This window comes from Salinivibrio costicola subsp. alcaliphilus (assembly GCF_001996185.1).
In the GTDB taxonomy this organism is placed as follows: Bacteria; Pseudomonadota; Gammaproteobacteria; order Enterobacterales; family Vibrionaceae; genus Salinivibrio; species Salinivibrio costicola.
In genome coordinates, this window is sequence record NZ_MUFR01000002.1 from 1 (window position 1) to 16,025 (window position 16,025).

At 52.0% G+C, this 16,025-nt stretch carries 12 protein-coding genes; 4 read left to right on the forward strand and 8 right to left on the reverse strand.

Features of this window, described 5'->3' with window-relative positions; genetic code table 11:
- Positions 1–250: 250 nt before the first annotated feature.
- Both BZJ21_RS00695 and greB read right to left on the reverse strand, forming a co-directional pair.
- Positions 251–2,554 carry a Tex family protein gene (locus BZJ21_RS00695; RefSeq protein WP_077668881.1) on the reverse strand — a complete coding sequence of 768 codons (2,304 nt, stop codon included), beginning with the start codon at positions 2,552–2,554 and terminating at the stop codon, positions 251–253.
- A gap of 45 nt (positions 2,555–2,599) precedes the next feature.
- On the reverse strand, positions 2,600–3,091 hold the full coding sequence (gene greB / locus BZJ21_RS00700; protein WP_077660371.1) for a transcription elongation factor GreB: 492 nt from the start codon (positions 3,089–3,091) through the stop codon (positions 2,600–2,602).
- Between the two features lie 221 nt (positions 3,092–3,312).
- Between greB and ompR the strand changes: the two genes are divergently transcribed.
- Both ompR and envZ read left to right on the forward strand, forming a co-directional pair.
- A complete protein-coding gene (gene ompR / locus BZJ21_RS00705; RefSeq protein WP_077461486.1) occupies positions 3,313–4,029 on the forward strand; it encodes an osmolarity response regulator transcription factor OmpR in 717 nt (238 codons plus the stop codon).
- Between the two features lie 2 nt (positions 4,030–4,031).
- Positions 4,032–5,351: a two-component system sensor histidine kinase EnvZ gene (gene envZ / locus BZJ21_RS00710; protein ID WP_077461487.1), complete on the forward strand. Its 1,320-nt coding sequence runs from the start codon at positions 4,032–4,034 to the stop codon at positions 5,349–5,351.
- A gap of 17 nt (positions 5,352–5,368) precedes the next feature.
- Here the strand turns inward: envZ and recG are convergent, their stop codons facing one another.
- The 5 genes from recG to gmk all read right to left on the reverse strand — a co-directional run bounded on the left by recG (position 5,369) and on the right by gmk (position 11,408).
- Entirely contained in the window at positions 5,369–7,447 is a 2,079-nt protein-coding gene (gene recG, locus BZJ21_RS00715) for an ATP-dependent DNA helicase RecG (protein WP_077668882.1), read from the reverse strand.
- Positions 7,448–7,484: 37 nt separating this feature from the next.
- Entirely contained in the window at positions 7,485–8,186 is a 702-nt protein-coding gene (gene trmH / locus BZJ21_RS00720) for a tRNA (guanosine(18)-2'-O)-methyltransferase TrmH (RefSeq protein ID WP_025744372.1), read from the reverse strand.
- Between the two features lie 84 nt (positions 8,187–8,270).
- On the reverse strand, positions 8,271–10,370 hold the full coding sequence (gene spoT / locus BZJ21_RS00725; protein WP_077576361.1) for a bifunctional GTP diphosphokinase/guanosine-3',5'-bis pyrophosphate 3'-pyrophosphohydrolase: 2,100 nt from the start codon (positions 10,368–10,370) through the stop codon (positions 8,271–8,273).
- Between the two features lie 27 nt (positions 10,371–10,397).
- A complete protein-coding gene (gene rpoZ, locus BZJ21_RS00730; protein ID WP_077668883.1) occupies positions 10,398–10,670 on the reverse strand; it encodes a DNA-directed RNA polymerase subunit omega in 273 nt (90 codons plus the stop codon).
- A gap of 114 nt (positions 10,671–10,784) precedes the next feature.
- On the reverse strand, positions 10,785–11,408 hold the full coding sequence (gene gmk / locus BZJ21_RS00735; protein ID WP_025744374.1) for a guanylate kinase: 624 nt from the start codon (positions 11,406–11,408) through the stop codon (positions 10,785–10,787).
- A gap of 304 nt (positions 11,409–11,712) precedes the next feature.
- Between gmk and BZJ21_RS00740 the strand changes: the two genes are divergently transcribed.
- Positions 11,713–12,792: a glycerophosphodiester phosphodiesterase gene (locus BZJ21_RS00740; RefSeq protein WP_077668884.1), complete on the forward strand. Its 1,080-nt coding sequence runs from the start codon at positions 11,713–11,715 to the stop codon at positions 12,790–12,792.
- 215 nt (positions 12,793–13,007) lie between these two features.
- Here BZJ21_RS00740 and BZJ21_RS00745 read toward each other — a convergent pair whose 3' ends face one another.
- Positions 13,008–14,318 (reverse strand): MATE family efflux transporter, encoded by a 1,311-nt coding sequence (locus BZJ21_RS00745; protein ID WP_077461493.1) that lies wholly within the window; start codon positions 14,316–14,318, stop codon positions 13,008–13,010.
- 681 nt (positions 14,319–14,999) lie between these two features.
- Here BZJ21_RS00745 and BZJ21_RS00750 point away from each other — a divergent pair.
- A complete protein-coding gene (locus BZJ21_RS00750; RefSeq protein ID WP_025744376.1) occupies positions 15,000–16,025 on the forward strand; it encodes an ABC transporter permease in 1,026 nt (341 codons plus the stop codon).

Consider the following 16,025-nt stretch of genomic DNA (forward strand, 5'->3'; position numbering starts at 1 on the left):
TTCAACGCAAGCGAATGATGTGCGCGATGGACCAAGAGTACTTAGCGACCGTGCTGGGAAGCCTTTCATGACGCGGATGTTCATGCGTTTTCCGTGACCTTAAGCCATGTCCTGATTAAGACAACATATAAAAAGCCCCGCCAGTATTGGCGGGGCCATTAGTGTCTAAATATGCCATTTGTTAGGCACTATTAGGTTAGCTCTATATACCTTTGACTTTAAGAGCGTTTGACTCCAGAAGCCTTTGACTTTAAGAGCGCTTGGCGCGCGCAAAGGCATCGGCCATGCTCCCTCCTAGGGAAGATGATGATTGCTGTTTGGGCGCTTTGCTTTCGCGCTGCTTAGTCGGCCTCGCTTTCGCGTTCGCTTCCGATGCCTCGGGCGTATCATCAAGACGCATTGATAAGCCAATCCGTTTGCGCGCCACGTCCACTTCCATGACTTTGACTTTTACTACATCACCGGCTTTGACCACCTCACGTGGGTCGCTGACAAAGCGCGTCGACAGCGCAGAGATATGGACTAAACCGTCTTGATGAACACCCACGTCGACGAAGGCGCCAAAGTGAGTGACATTGGTCACCACACCTTCGAGCTGCATCCCAGGCTTCAAATCACTGATTTGATTAATGCCATCGGCAAAGGTCGCCGTTTTGAACTCTGGACGCGGATCGCGACCGGGTTTCGCAAGCTCACTCAGCACATCGGCGACAGTGATCGCCCCAAAGGTGTCATTGGCATAATCATTGGCGGTTAAGCTTTGTAATAAGCCCGTGTTACCCACTAAGGCATCGACCGCCTTGCTGGTCTTTTGGGCGATATGTTTGACCAATGGATAGGTCTCTGGGTGGACACCCGAGCGATCGAGCGGGTTGGTACCGTCCATGACGCGTAAAAAGCCAGCGCATTGCTCATAGGCTTTCGGCCCAAGGCGCGGTACTTTCAGCAAGGTTTTACGGTCGTTAAATCGACCATTTTCATCGCGAAAGGCAACAATGTTTTGCGCCATGGTTTGGCTAAGGCCTGCCACCCTGGTGAGCAGCGGCGCGGACGCGATATTGACATCGACCCCTACGGCGTTCACACAGTCTTCCACCACCGCATCAAGCTTTTTCGCCAGCTGGTGTTGAGAGACATCATGCTGGTATTGGCCCACCCCAATCGACTTAGGATCAATTTTTACCAGCTCCGCCAAAGGGTCTTGCAGGCGACGGGCGATTGAGACGGCGCCACGGAGCGACACATCTAAGTCTGGAAACTCGTTAGCCGCTAGCTCAGAGGCTGAGTAAACCGAGGCACCGGCTTCGCTGACCATCACCGTTTGAATGCTTAAATCAGCCTGCTTGAGCAAGGTGGTCACAAAGCTTTCTGTTTCGCGAGAGGCAGTGCCATTGCCCACGGCAATCAAACTCACGTTATGGCTTTTAATAAAGCGGCGCAGCACTTTGCTTGCGCCGTCTATATCATGCCGAGGTGCGGTGGGATAAATGGTGGCGGTATCGAGCAGTTTGCCGGTGCCGTCAACCACGGCGACCTTGCAGCCGGTACGCAGGCCAGGATCAATACCTAAGGTGCAGCGAGGGCCTGCTGGCGCGGCCATCAATACATCTTTGAGGTTGGCGGCAAACACATCAATGGCATCGTTTTCCGCCCGCTCTTTGAGGTTAGCCATAAACTCAGTTTCTAGGTGCATCAAGATTTTGACCCGCCAGGCAAAGGCTATCACTTGTTGGCGCCAGCGGTCAGCTGGGGCGCTGCCCAAAGAAAGCTGATAATGCTGAGCGATCATGGTCTCGCACACGCTTTGCTTGCTTGCTGGATCTTGATCCGGATCGGCAATCAATGCCAGCTGTAATACGCCTTCGTTGCGGCCGCGCAACATGGCCAGCGCGCGGTGAGAAGGCACTTTGGCAATCGACTCTTGGTGATCAAAGTAGTCTTTAAACTTGGCACCGGCGTCTTCCTGACCAGCAACCACGGTGGCGCGCAGCACCGCATATTGCTTCAGGTATTGGCGTAGCGTTTCAAGCAGGCTGGCATCTTCGGCAAGACGCTCCATCATGATCGCGCGGGCACCATCCAGCGCCGCTTTGGTATCGGCCACGCCTTTATCAGGGACCACAAATGGTGCGGCGGTGGTCTCAGGTGTTTGGGATGGATCGTGCCATAGCGTATCAGCAAGAGGCTCCAGCCCTGCTTCGATGGCAATCTGCCCTTTAGTCCGGCGTTTCGGTTTGTAGGGAAGGTATAAATCTTCCAGTCGGTTTTTGCTCTCTGCGGCGACAATATCGCGGCGCAGCCCCTCGGTCAGCTTGCCTTGTTCGTCAATCGATTTGAGGATGGTGTCACGACGGGCGTCTAATTCTCGCAAATAGACTAATCGCGTTTCTAGGGTCCGTAACTGCGAATCGTCTAAACCTTGCGTGGCTTCTTTACGGTAGCGGGCGATAAAAGGGACAGTGTTTCCGTCGTCCAGCAGTGTCACCGCGGTGTTGACCTGGCCAGGCGCGACATTAAGCTCTTGGGCCAGGGTTTGGATAATCGATGTGTGCATGTGTTTCCTTTTCGTTCCCATCAAGGTCATCAAGATGAGTGATGCTCAGACTGAATCATTGCCTGGCTTGGGATAGGTGATAGTATTGATAAACCACTGTTTTTCGCCTTCCGGCGTTGACACCACGACGTCATCGTCGACCGCTTTTTTCAATAACGCGCGCGCCATGGGGGCATCAATCGAAATGTAGTCTTTGCGCTCATAAATTTCATCGGGACCGACAATGCGAAATTGCTTGGTGTCGCCGGCCTCGTTTTCAATCTCGACCCAGGCGCCAAAAAACACTCGGCCCTCTTGCTCGGGCGCATAATCGACAATGGTTAAGTCGTTCAGCCGCTTGCGCAGGTAGCGGACACGGCGGTCGATTTGCCGCAACAGCCGTTTATTATAGGTGTAGTCCGCGTTTTCTGAACGATCCCCTAAACTGGCGGCCCAGCTGACAATTTTGGTCACTTCTGGACGTCGCTCGTGCCACAGGTAATCGTGCTCGGTTTTGAGCGCATTAAACCCTTCACGGGTCACCAATTTGGTTTTCACGTTACCTCTCCTTTCACTAGCCAACTGGCGTCGTGCGATATAACCTTGTTCAGGAAAGTACAAGAAGCGAGTGAGCTTGTCGAGGCAACACTCGGTAACAATTTACCGTACAGTTCTGTGCGGACAAACACGCGGCCTGGCGCACAACTGTGGCAAAATTCAATCAGATGACGGTAATAGCTGCTTGATGATTAGGCAGCGAACAGCATTGAGGGCGAAGCATGCAAGAGAACTATAAAATTCTAGTCGTGGATGATGATATGCGTCTGCGTTCACTGCTAGAGCGCTACCTGACCGAGCAAGGGTTTCAGGTACGAAGTGTCGCCAATGCCGAACAAATGGATCGATTATTGGCGCGTGAAGCCTTTAATCTTATGGTGCTTGATTTAATGCTCCCTGGGGAAGATGGCCTGTCAATATGCCGCCGCTTGCGCCAAGCCAATAATCAATTACCCATTTTAATGTTGACGGCGAAAGGGGATGAAATTGACCGAATTGTCGGTTTGGAGGTCGGAGCCGACGATTACTTACCTAAGCCGTTTAACCCGCGAGAATTACTGGCTCGGGTGCGTGCGGTTTTACGCCGTCAAACAATAGAAGCGCCTGGCGCGCCGAGTGCTGACTCCACCACGGTCACCTTTGGTGAGTTTCGTCTTAATTTGGGCACGCGTGAGATGTTTCGTAATGACGAACCGATGACACTCACCTCGGGGGAATTTGCAGTGCTCAAAGCTTTAGTGACCAATGCGCGTGAGCCGCTTTCTCGGGACAAACTCATGAACATGGCGCGTGGCCGCGAGTACTCAGCGATGGAGCGCTCGATTGATGTACAAATCTCCCGTTTACGCCGTATGGTCGAGGAGGATCCAAGCAAACCGCGTTATATCCAAACGGTGTGGGGACTCGGCTACGTGTTTGTGCCTGATGGTGAGGTGTAGCGATGCGGATGTCACCGCGGACGAGCTTCGCGCGAACCTTATTGATTTTGGCTGGCTTATTAATTGCCAGCCAAGTTTTTTCTTACCTGACCATTGTTAATTATGCGTTGCTGCCTAGCTTGCAGCAGTTCAATAAGATTTTAGCCTTTGAAGTCCGCTTGATGCTGGAAGAAGACTGGTATCTGAAAGATGGTGAAGTCCTTCATCTGGGTGAGCCGGTGCGTCGACAATTGCTGGAACAAATTGGGGTAACCCTGCATGCGCCAAGCAGTGAGCGCGCAAGCGCGTTCCAAGATGCGATGGAGATTGACTACTTAAGCGAACATATTAGCGAAGAGCTCGGAACAAAGACCCAAGTGCGCCTGGTCAGTGGCGAAGAAAGCTATGTGTTATGGCTGAAGTTTGAGGCCATTGATGATTTTTTAATGCGGATCCCCTTATCGGAGCTGCATCAAGATGACTTTGCGCCGCTGTTTCAATATAGCTTGGTGATTGCGTTGTTGGTGATTGCCGGCGGCTGGTTGTTTATTAAGATGCAAAACCGACCCCTGGTTGCGTTGGAGCGGGCCGCGCTCGATGTCGCCGATGGTCGATTTCCTGATCCCGTCCCACCCCGGGGAGCGTCAGAAATTCAGGCGGTGACCGTGGCCTTTAATAAAATGTCAGCAGGGATACGTAAACTCGAAGAAGACCGCGCCTTGTTAATGGCGGGCGTCAGCCATGATTTGCGCACGCCACTCACGCGCATTCGACTGGCGACTGAAATGATGTCATCCGACGATGCGTATTTGGCCGATAGCATCACCGAAGACACGGAAGAGTGTAATGAGATCATTAATCAATTCATGGATTATTTACGCGCGGTGCAACAGCAAGATCCGGATCCCGTTGATTTATCCACCATCTGTCGCGATGTAGCGAACCATCAGCAGTCAATGGGCGTTGATATTGTCTTGGACTTAGAATCGCTGCACGGTGATTTATATGCCAACTCGGTGGCGTTAAAACGGGCGGTTACCAACCTCGTGGTTAATGCGGTGCGTTATGGCAATGGCTGGGTAAGGCTGCGGTGTGGTAGCAATGCGGACCATACGTATCAATGGGTGGAGGTGGAAGATAATGGTCCGGGCATTGATGCGAGTCTCGAAAATACCTTGTTCCAGCCGTTTACTCGCGGCGATACGGCGCGGGGTAGCGAAGGAACAGGGCTAGGGCTTGCGATCGTGAAACGGATTGTTGAACAGCTTCATGGCGATATTCGTTTATCATCACGGACCGAAGGCGGGCTGCGGATCCAAATGACGTTCCCGGTCGGTAAATAGGCCGCGTTAAGCGGCCATTAGGCGTTGGAATAGTGGGTTTTATGTCCCAACCAGCGGCGAATGATGGCCTGTGCATGTTTGGGGTAGTGCTGGTGCAAATGACTGGCCAGCTTTTGTACCTCGGGGATCAGCGCTTGGTCGCGGACTAAATCGGCAATTTTAAACTCAGCCAAACCGGTCTGGCGGGTGCCCAATAACTCGCCTGGCCCACGGATATCGAGATCGCGTTGAGCAATGACAAAGCCGTCATTGCTGTCTCGCAGTACGCCCAAGCGCTGAGTGGCTGTTGTCGACAAAGGGGCATGATAAAGCAGCACACAATGGCTGGCGACGGATCCACGACCGACACGGCCACGTAGCTGGTGGAGTTGTGCCAGCCCGAGTCGTTCAGGGTTTTCGATAATCATTAGGCTGGCGTTAGGGACATCGACGCCCACTTCAATGACAGTGGTTGCCACCAATAACTGCACCTCGCCTTGCTTAAAGGCATCCATCACTTCGTGTTTTTCCGCCGCTTTCATTCGGCCATGAACCAGGCCAATGGTCAGATTCGGTAACGCTTCTTTGAGTGCCGTAGTCGTATCTTCAGCGGCTTGCGCCTCTAAAGCGTCAGACTCTTCAATTAATGTGCATACCCAATAGGCTTGCCGACCATCACTGCAGGCGGCGTTGACCCGGGCAATAATGTCATCACGGCGCGTGTCCGGCACCGCAACGGTTTGAATCGGCGTGCGTCCTGGTGGCAATTCATCAATCACCGAGGTTTCTAAGTCGGCATAGGCGGTCATCGCCAAGGTGCGTGGAATAGGCGTAGCGGTCATGATCAACTGATGTGGATGCGCGCCCTGTTGCTCGCCTTTTTCACGCAAGGCAAGCCGTTGGTGGACACCAAACCGGTGTTGCTCGTCGATGATCACCAGCGCCAAGCTTTTAAATTGGACACTGGCTTGAAATAACGCATGAGTACCGACCACCATTTGCGCCTCGCCGTCGGCGATGTGTGCCAAGGTTTGTGTCCGTGCCTTGCCTTTTAATTTACCGGCAAGCCAGCCGACTTGGATACCTAGCGGCTCTAGCCATTGGGCAAAATTGGTGGCGTGTTGCTCGGCCAATAGCTCGGTCGGTGCCATTAACGCAACCTGATGGCCTTGTTCGATAGCTTGTAAGGCGGCGAGTACGGCGACCAAGGTTTTACCGGCGCCGACATCACCTTGGACTAAGCGCATCATCGGGAATGGTTTGGCTAAATCGGCACTGATCTCGCTAACCACTCGTGATTGTGCCCCTGTGGGAGAGAAGGGCAAATTGTCTAACAGGCGTTGTCCGAGCGAGTGACTCGGAGCGAGGGCGACCCCTTTCACTTGCTGTGCGTGATGACGAACTGACAGCATCGACAGGTGCTGGGCAAGGAGCTCTTCAATGATTAAGCGTCGCTGGGCGGGATGTTGGCCCGTTAATAAATCATCCAGTACCGTCTCTGGCGGAGGGCGGTGCAATAGGTGTAAGGCGTCACGCAAAGACAGCTGTCGATCGTACAAGCCTTCAGGGAGTAATTCTTCGACACCGCTTTTATCTAATAAAGCCAGCGCTTGGTCGGTGAGCTGACGTAGCGTTGCTTGGCGCAGCCCCTCGGTGGTCGGGTAGACCGGCGTCAGCGTTTCTTCCATCACCAACTCGGAGGGCTCGGAAAAGACTTGATACTCGGGGTGAATGATTTCTAGCCCGTGTTTGCCCCGTTTAAGTTCGCCATAGGCTTTCACCTGTTTGCCGACCGCCAAGCTATTTTTCATCGCGGCATTAAAATTGAAAAAGCGTAGCGTTAACGCGCCGCTGCCATCTTGCACCCGAACCGTGAGCATCCGGCGGCGGCCAAACACGGTGTCATTATGGGTGATTTCACCTTCGATGGTGGCATGCTGGCCAGGTAATAGACTGGCAACCGGCCACACTCGGGTGCGATCTTCATAGCGATACGGCAGATGAAACAACACGTCCTGCACCGTATGCAGGCCGATTTTAGCCAGCTTTTCAGCCATTTTACTGCCGACACCCTTAAAGGTATCGACGGTTACTGCGCTAAGCATGGAAGATTGCATCCGTTTCTTTATCCGTCAGGTTGAGCTTGCTAAGCGATTAACGCGCGTGTTTTGCCGCCTGCATGCTCGCCCACCATGTTTCGTCAGCAATAATTTGCCCATTGTCATCGAGTGGCGGATAAGGCAGCCCCTTTTGCTTGGCCACGCGGGCGAGCACCGGATGACCGCGCTCAAACAGGATGTGATGCACTTCATCGTCGGGCAAGCGTGTCTTCGCCAACTGGTACATGCCTGCCGCTTGGCGTTGGCGTTGCGCTTCGTACAAAATCAAGGCGCTAGCCACTGACACGTTCAGCGACTGTACCATACCCACCATTGGAATGAGGATGTCTTGATCGGCTTTATCGAGCGCTTCGCGACTGATGCCATGTTTTTCTTGGCCGAGGATAATGGCGGTTGGTCGGGTGTAATCAACCTCACGAAAGTCGATGGCCGTTTCCGATAGGTTAGTGACCAATACTTGCATGCCTTGCGCTTGCATGGCCTCAAAAGCATCCGCGGTCGTGTTATGGGTGACCACGTCAATCCAATTGCGTGAACCGGCAGATGTACCGCCTAAGGTCCGCATTTTGGTGCCTTCTGGCCATACCGCATGCATACGATGAATGCCCACCGCATCGGCAGTACGAATGATGGCAGAAATGTTATTGGGCTTGTGGACTTGCTCCATACACACAGTGAGATCAGGCTGGCGCTTTGCCAGCACCTGATGAATGCGTTCAAAGCGTTCAGGTGTCATGATTCAATTCCGTAAATGACAGACGAAAGACAAACGCGCCCACCAAAAGGGTGGGCGACAGACAATAATAATGTATCGCGACGATCAGTTCTTTTGGCGGCTGACCTTCACCACATTGGGCATCACCCGCAGGCGGCGCATAATGTTGGCGAGGTGCACCCGATCTTTGGTCGTTAATCGAACAAAGATAGTGTACAAGCGACCATCACGCTCTTCAGTGGAGAGCCCTTGGATATTGGAGCCCGTTGAGGCAATGGTGTTGGTTAAATCGGCCAACGCGCCTTGATGGTTTTGCATATCGACTCTGACGCGGGTACTGAACTCTTGCTCAAAATCATCCGCCCATTCCACCGGCATATACTTATCCGGCTCTTGGCGGTGACCGCGAATATTGGCACAGGTTTCACGGTGAATCACCAACCCCTTGCCGGGACTAACATGGGCAATGATAGGATCGCCTGGAATTGGGCGACAACAGTTGGCATAGGTCACTAGAATGCCATCGGCACCGCGAATCGGCATTTTACCTTCGGTAGGCGCGGCCGGGTCTTGATTCAGTAAGCGACGTGCTATCACCACGCTCATGAGTTCACCCAAACCAATCGAGGCGAGTAAGTCGTCGCTGGTTTTGAGCTTGAGATCGCTTAACACGGTATCGACTCGCGCAGCGTCGATGTCCGGCAAGTTTTGTTCTCCAAGCGCATGATTGAGTAAGCGGCGGCCTAAGGTCACCGACTCCTCCCGACGCATGGTTTTCAGTACCTGACGAATCTTGGTACGCGCCCGTGCCGTGACCACATAGTTAAGCCAAGCGGCATTGGGGCGCGCGCCTGGCGCAGTGATGATCTCGACGGTCTGGCCGTTTTTTAACGGCTGACTGAGCGGATAGGGCTGACGATTAACTCGCGCACCGACACAGGTATTGCCGACATCCGTATGCACTGCATAGGCAAAATCGACCGCGGTCGCATCGACCGGCAGCTCGACAATTCGCCCTTTCGGCGTAAAGACGTAAAGCTCATCGGGGAAAAGGTCCGACTTAACGCTTTCGATGAACTCAAAGGAGCTCCCAGCACTTTGTTGCAGCTCGATAATGTTTTGCATCCATCGTTGCGCCCGTTTTTGCGCGGTGGTCCCCGATGGACGATCGGAGCCGTTTTTATAAGCCCAGTGCGCCGCGACCCCTTTATCCGCCATTTGATCCATATCTTCGGTACGAATCTGCACTTCAACCGGGACACCGTGGGGGCCGATCATCGACGTATGCAGTGATTGATAGCCGTTCGCTTTGGGAACGGCGATATAATCTTTGACGCGGCTAGGGCGAGGCTTATAGAGGCTGTGCATTTGCCCCAGCACCCGATAACAGGTATCGAGATCGCGCACGATCACCCGAAATGCATACAAATCCATGATGGTATGGAAACGCTGCTCTTTGTTTCTCATCTTGTTGTAGATGGAATAGAGATTTTTTTCTCGGCCCAGTACACGGGCCTCAATGCCGGCATCTTCAAGCCGCCCTTCGATTTCCGCATGGATTTTTTGAATCATCTCTTTGCGGTTTCCCCGAGCTTGCGCAATCACTTTTTTGAGCACGCGATAGCGATTGGGGTAGAGGGCTTCAAAGCCCAGCTCTTCGAGCTCGACTTTTATATTATGGATACCTAAACGATGAGCGAGTGGGGCAAAAATCTCTAGGGTTTCGCGGGCAATACGACGCTTTTTATCCGGACGTAGGGCGCCCAGTGTGCGCATGTTATGAGTACGATCGCCGAGTTTGATCAAAATAACGCGAATGTCATGCGCCATGGCCATGACCATTTTGCGAAAGTTCTCGGCTTGGGCTTCTTTGCGATCACGGAATTTGAGCTTGTCGAGCTTAGACACGCCGTCAACCAGTTCAGCCACCACATCACCAAAGCGCTGCTGCAGATCGTCTTTGGTCACCTCGGTGTCTTCAATGACATCGTGTAATAACGCCGCCATGAGGGTTTCACAATCCAAACGCATTTCTGCCAGGATCCGTGCTACCGCAATGGGGTGAATGATGTAAGGTTCGCCCGTTGAACGAGTCTGCCCGTCATGGGCATCCCGTGCTACTAGGTAAGCTTGCCGGAGCGCTTCAAGCTGTGACTCCGGCAAATATTGACTAGCAACTTCTTTCAGGCTATCAAATAGATACAAACGGCCTGTCCCTGATAAATGACGCGTTTAACGTTGACCAGAAATGGTGCTAACCGCTGCCATTTCGGCGGCTTCTTGCTCTTGCTTCTCTTGACGCTCGCGGGCGTCGAGTACTTCTTTGTTAATCAGTCCTTCTTCTACTTCGCGTAGAGAGAGCACAGTGTACTTGTCGTTTTCTTCTACGACTAAGGCGTCTTTACCACCGGTTTGCATTTGGCGGGCGCGGCGAGCCGCAACCAGAACGAGATCGAAACGGTTACCAATTTTTTCAACGGCGTCTTGAACAGTTACGCGTGCCATGAAGGACTCCAGCTATGTAATAAACAGGTCATTAAAAATGACCGAAAAGTATACAAAAGGCCGCGACCTATTGCTAGCTTTGTGCTGCAATGCGGCCACGTCTCAATATTTGGGTTAGTCGGCCAGCAGGTCGTCGATCATTGTATGATATTTGCTGGCTTGCTTGGTTTGCCCCATCCGCTCTGCGCGGACGATGGCCTTAATATCCATTAATGCGACGTCAAAGTCATCATTAATAATCAGGTAATCATAATCAGCATAGTGAGAGATTTCCGAACGTGCCTCTTGCATGCGTGTGGCAATGACCTCATCACTGTCTTGGCCACGCGTTGTCAAGCGTCGTTCTAGCTCTTCACGGCTTGGCGGCAAAATAAAAATACTCTTACTTGCGGGCATTTGCTGACGAATTTGCTCAGCACCTTGCCAATCGATATCAAGAAAAATATCGACGCCATTGTTAAGCATTTTTTCAATCCAGACCCTGGACGTGCCGTAATAATTGCCGAATACCTCTGCATGCTCTAAAAAAGCACCTTGGTCGATTAAGGCCTTAAATGCTTCTACCTCAACAAAGTGATAATGCACGCCATCTTCTTCTCCCGGGCGCATGGCGCGGGTGGTGTGCGATACCGACACTTTCATGTCATAGCGAGGGTTATCATTCAGTAGCGCTGAAATCAGGCTAGATTTGCCCGCGCCACTCGGGGCGGAAACAATGTAAAGCGTACCTTGGCTCATGGATTGATCACTTTCACTGGCTGATGCCCATCCGCAGTATAGCGTATGCGTATGGGAGTCGATCGACGAATAGATGTTTGTCTCCCGTGGGAGGCGCGCAGGGTAGCACGAACCTGTCGCAATTTGAACGGGATTAGTTGCAATCTCGGAGGGGAGTAGCGTGACTTGGTGTTATCAGCAATGCTTTTTCTCTTTAAATTAAGGTTTTGCTATGCTGTCTTGGTAATTGAACACATGTTTAATTATCGCCTATTTTTTCAACGACAGTAAGGAGTACCCGTTGAATACCTCATCGAAAAAAAATATGAGCGTGACCGTTGCCGCGCTCAGTGTCGCCAGTGCCTTTTCTTTTTCCTCTTTTGCCCAAGCCAGTGACACTGCGCTAAGCGAACAACTTGGCATGGCCGATCACGCGGTCATTGCCCACCGTGGTGATTCCTACAACGCGCCAGAATCCACGTTGCCAGCCTATCAGCTTGCGTGTGAAGTGGGCGCGGATTACCTTGAGCTGGACCTGCAGCGCACAAAAGACGGCAAACTGATCGCCGTGCATGACGATAACCTCAAGCGCAACACCAATATTGAGACAGTCTATCCTGAGCGTGCCAGTGATCCGGTTAACACCTTTACGTGGGCAGAGCTGGAAAAACTGGATGCCGGTAGCTGGTATAACCAAGCCTATCCCGAACGCGCACGCGAAAGCTTTCGTGGCTTGAAGTTGGTGACACTTGACCAGGTCCGAGAAATCGCCGAAGGCTGCGCCCATCAGCCAGGACTTTACATCGAGACCAAGGTGCCTGAATTCTTCCCTGGCATTGAAGAGGATTTGAAACAAGATTTAACCCAACACGGTTGGCTAGATAAGGACGCCAAGGGCAAAGTGATCCTGCAAACCTTCAATAAATCGAGCCTTGAAGCACTGCAAGATGTGATGCCGAATGTGCCAAAAATCTTGCTGCTATGGGCAGGTGATGGCTACATTCCGACCAAAGATAGCGCACCGAAAGCGGATGACGAATCTTACGCCCAGTACTACGCGCGTCAGGAAGTAGCCTCGAAAGCGGACTACGCAGAGTGGCTCGATTACGCCAAACAAAACGGTGCCATCGGTGTAGGGCCTTCAGGTACCCAAGCCAACTTCGATGATGCCTGGTCAAGCCAATTTAGCTATATGGACCTAGCGAAGACCTGGATGGTGGACATGAGCCATGAAAAAGGCTTGCTGATGCACATGTACACTCTGGATGATCGCGAGGATATGATTCGCTACCGTGATCGCGGTGTGGATGGCTTCTTTACCAATCGTCCGAATATGGCGGTGAAAACGTTAACGGATAGCGACGGTAAAGACATTGAAGCAACCTTAATGCAACTGGGTTATTAACCCCGCGCGTTAATTGTATTTACCCTTTGAGCCCGCCTGTTATTAGCGGGCTTTTTCGTTGGGGGCAAACGCTAGATAGGGTTCGGTTCGGCTCGGCTTATTTCGCTAAACAGACCCTCCGCGCCATGGATGGCGCGGCGGAGCCTCCAGGGATGGATTGACGGCGTGTCTGTGTGCGAACTGAGCCGGTGCCCCAAGGTTAACGTTTTGGCTATCTACTCGCTCGCCATGAGTTTAGCCAGCGTACGTCGGTACATGGCATAAGCCACCGCGCCCGCAAGTAGGTTACCGATTAAGGCACCGGCAAATAGGCCAAACAGCTCGCCAATTTGTGCCCCTAACCAAAGGCAGGGCAGGAAAAACGCAAATAGGCGGAGCGCAGAAATGGTTAGGGCGGTGTATGAGCGGCCTAGCGCATTGGTAATTGACACCATCAACATGCACACCCCCAGCGCGCCCAGGCTAAAGGGTACTAGCGTAAGGTGAGTGTGCAAGATATCGGTAACTTGTTGATCGCTGGTCATCAAATCGGCGAGGGGAGCGGCAGCAAGCCAGGTCACCACGGCAATCAGCAATTGAAAGCCGAGAATAAACTGACACGCTAACTTGACCAGATGCCGCACTTCGGTCAGATTGCCTTTGCCCAGCAAACGACCCACCATGGGGGGCATTGACATGGTCAGCGCCAGTACCGAGACAATGGCAAAGAACTCAAAGCGTGAACCTAGCGCCCAGGCGGCCACTGCCGTTGAGCCAAAGCTGGCGAGCAGCTTGGTCGCCAGCATGGATGACACAGGCGGCAGCAGCTGGCTTATCATCGCCGGCCCCATAATATGCCCAATCGAACCCACACTTTGTTTGATGTTTAAGTCCTGCCAGTCAAACGAAACCCAGCCTTTGCCGAACACGCGAGGCGCGACAATGGCAATGCCAGCGCCAAACGCAATCAAGGTTGCCACCGCCGCGCCATTAATGCCCCAATCGAACCAAAAGATAAATACCGGGTCGAGCGCAAGATTTAATAAGCTGGTGACCACCATCATGGAGCCGGGCAACATGGTGTTCCCGTTGGCGCGTGCTAGGCTATAAAAGAAGTAAAGCACTGCGCCTGTCCAAGCACTGACCAACCAAATTTGCCAATAGCTATCAATTACCGGAAATACGTTGTCCGGCGCATCAAGCAACATCAAGATCGGATGGCGCAAGGCATAGAGCAAGCCGGCAAACAATGCCACGCCTGTGGTGCCAATAAATAAAATCAGACCGCCTAATTGCTTGGCATAGCGACACTGATCGGCGCCGAGCGCGCGCGAGATCACCGCTGTGGTCGCAATGCCGAGGCCAACTTGCAACCCGATAATGATCATCTGAATCGGCAAGGTGAAACCTTGTGCGGCGAGCGGGAGTACACCCAATTGACCAATGAAGGCACTATCGACCAACTGAAAGCTCATCAGCGACAGCACACCAAACAGCATCGGTAGGGTGGTAGAGAAGAGGCGCTTGGCGCGAGAAACGGATTCCATCAGGCACTCTTTACATTAATAGGGTGAAAAAAGCCGAGCATTGGCATGCTCGGCATAGTCGCACCAATTGTAGAGGAATGCTAAAAATTACCAACCCCTAATAAATACGGTTATTCAGTGTCAGCGAGCCTGACCCTAGCGATGCGATGGACGTTCAGGGGGGGGCGACTGCACACAATCATTGGAGTTAGTGATTCATGCTGGTAGCTGTGGTTTTTAGTGAAACAAGTCACTATCTCTATTGCACTGATCCTGATGAATGAATATGAGATTGAGGGGGGAGCGGGAGGATGGCTGTCTGCTTATCAATGCAGGCGCTGTGGTGGGTTATCGGTGCGTGCGATCACGAGAAGACACAAGGTTTCGGTGAAATGTCAGTTTTATTGCATTTTAAACCAAACCTTTTTGACTATTGATTGAAATATTTATTGCTTTTAGTGATAAGAAAGCTAGCACAACGCAGTATAAAAACAGCATGGCTTTCGCTGTTTTGTAGCAAAAAAATCACTTCTGACAGGCTGTTATCGTTGATCGTGACCAATATTCGAGATAAATATAGACCACATTATGTAAGTGTGTAATACGTATTGTTGCTTTCAGTGCTTAGGATGGCCAAGAGAGCACAACGGCAGGATCAATGACCTGAAAAAATATCAGACAGTTAACAGGGAGTAGTGGACTATGCTGTCGTACTTTATACGTCGGTTTCTTTTAGTGATACCGACGTTTCTTGGGATCACCATTTTGATTTTCGGTATCACGCGTCTTGTGCCTGGTGGGCCGGTTGAGCGAATGATGACCCAAATGCAAGCACAAGGTGATGGCGGCTCGAGCTTGCAACGTGCAGGAGATAGCTCGGCCTTGTCTGAAGCGCAAATGGACGATTTGCGCGCCTTTTATGGTCTCGATAAACCCGTCGTTGAAGCCTATATGGATTGGTTAGGAAAGTTGGCCAATTTTGATTTAGGTGAGTCGACGCGCTATTACGAGCCGGTCGCGGATATGATTGCCGAGCGCCTGCCGGTGTCGCTGTTTTATGGCGGGATGACCTTCTTTATCAGTTATTTTATTTCTCTCCCGCTCGGGTATTACAAAGCCCTCAAGCACGGCTCGGTGTTTGACTCCTCCTCCTCGGTACTGATCTTTATTGGTTTTGCCTTACCCGGCTATGTGGTGGGGGTATTGCTGATCACCTTGTTTAGCTATCACCTCGAATGGTTCCCGATGGGGGGCTTTGTTGGCGATGCCTACTACGACGCGACCAGTTTTTGGGAGCGCGCCAAAGATGTGATGTGGCATGCGGTACTGCCGCTGATTTGTTATCTGATTGGGGATTTTGCCACCCTGACCATGACGATGAAAAACAACCTGATGGAAAACCTCTCCGCGGATTATATCCGCACCGCCATTGCCAAAGGGTTACCGTTTCGTTCGGCGGTACGCAAGCATGCGCTGCGCAACAGCTTGATTCCGATAGCCAGCCATTTTGGTAACTCTTTATTGTTCTTTATGACCGGTGCATTTTTGATTGAGGTGATTTTTAACATCAACGGCATTGGTTTGCTCGGCTATGAATCGATTATGGAGCGTGACTATCCGGTGGTGATGGGGATTGTTGCCATCAATGCGCTATTACTGCTGGCGGGCAATATCATCTCTGATATCTGTGTTGCCTTGATTGACCCTCGCGTGAAGTTTGGATCTTGA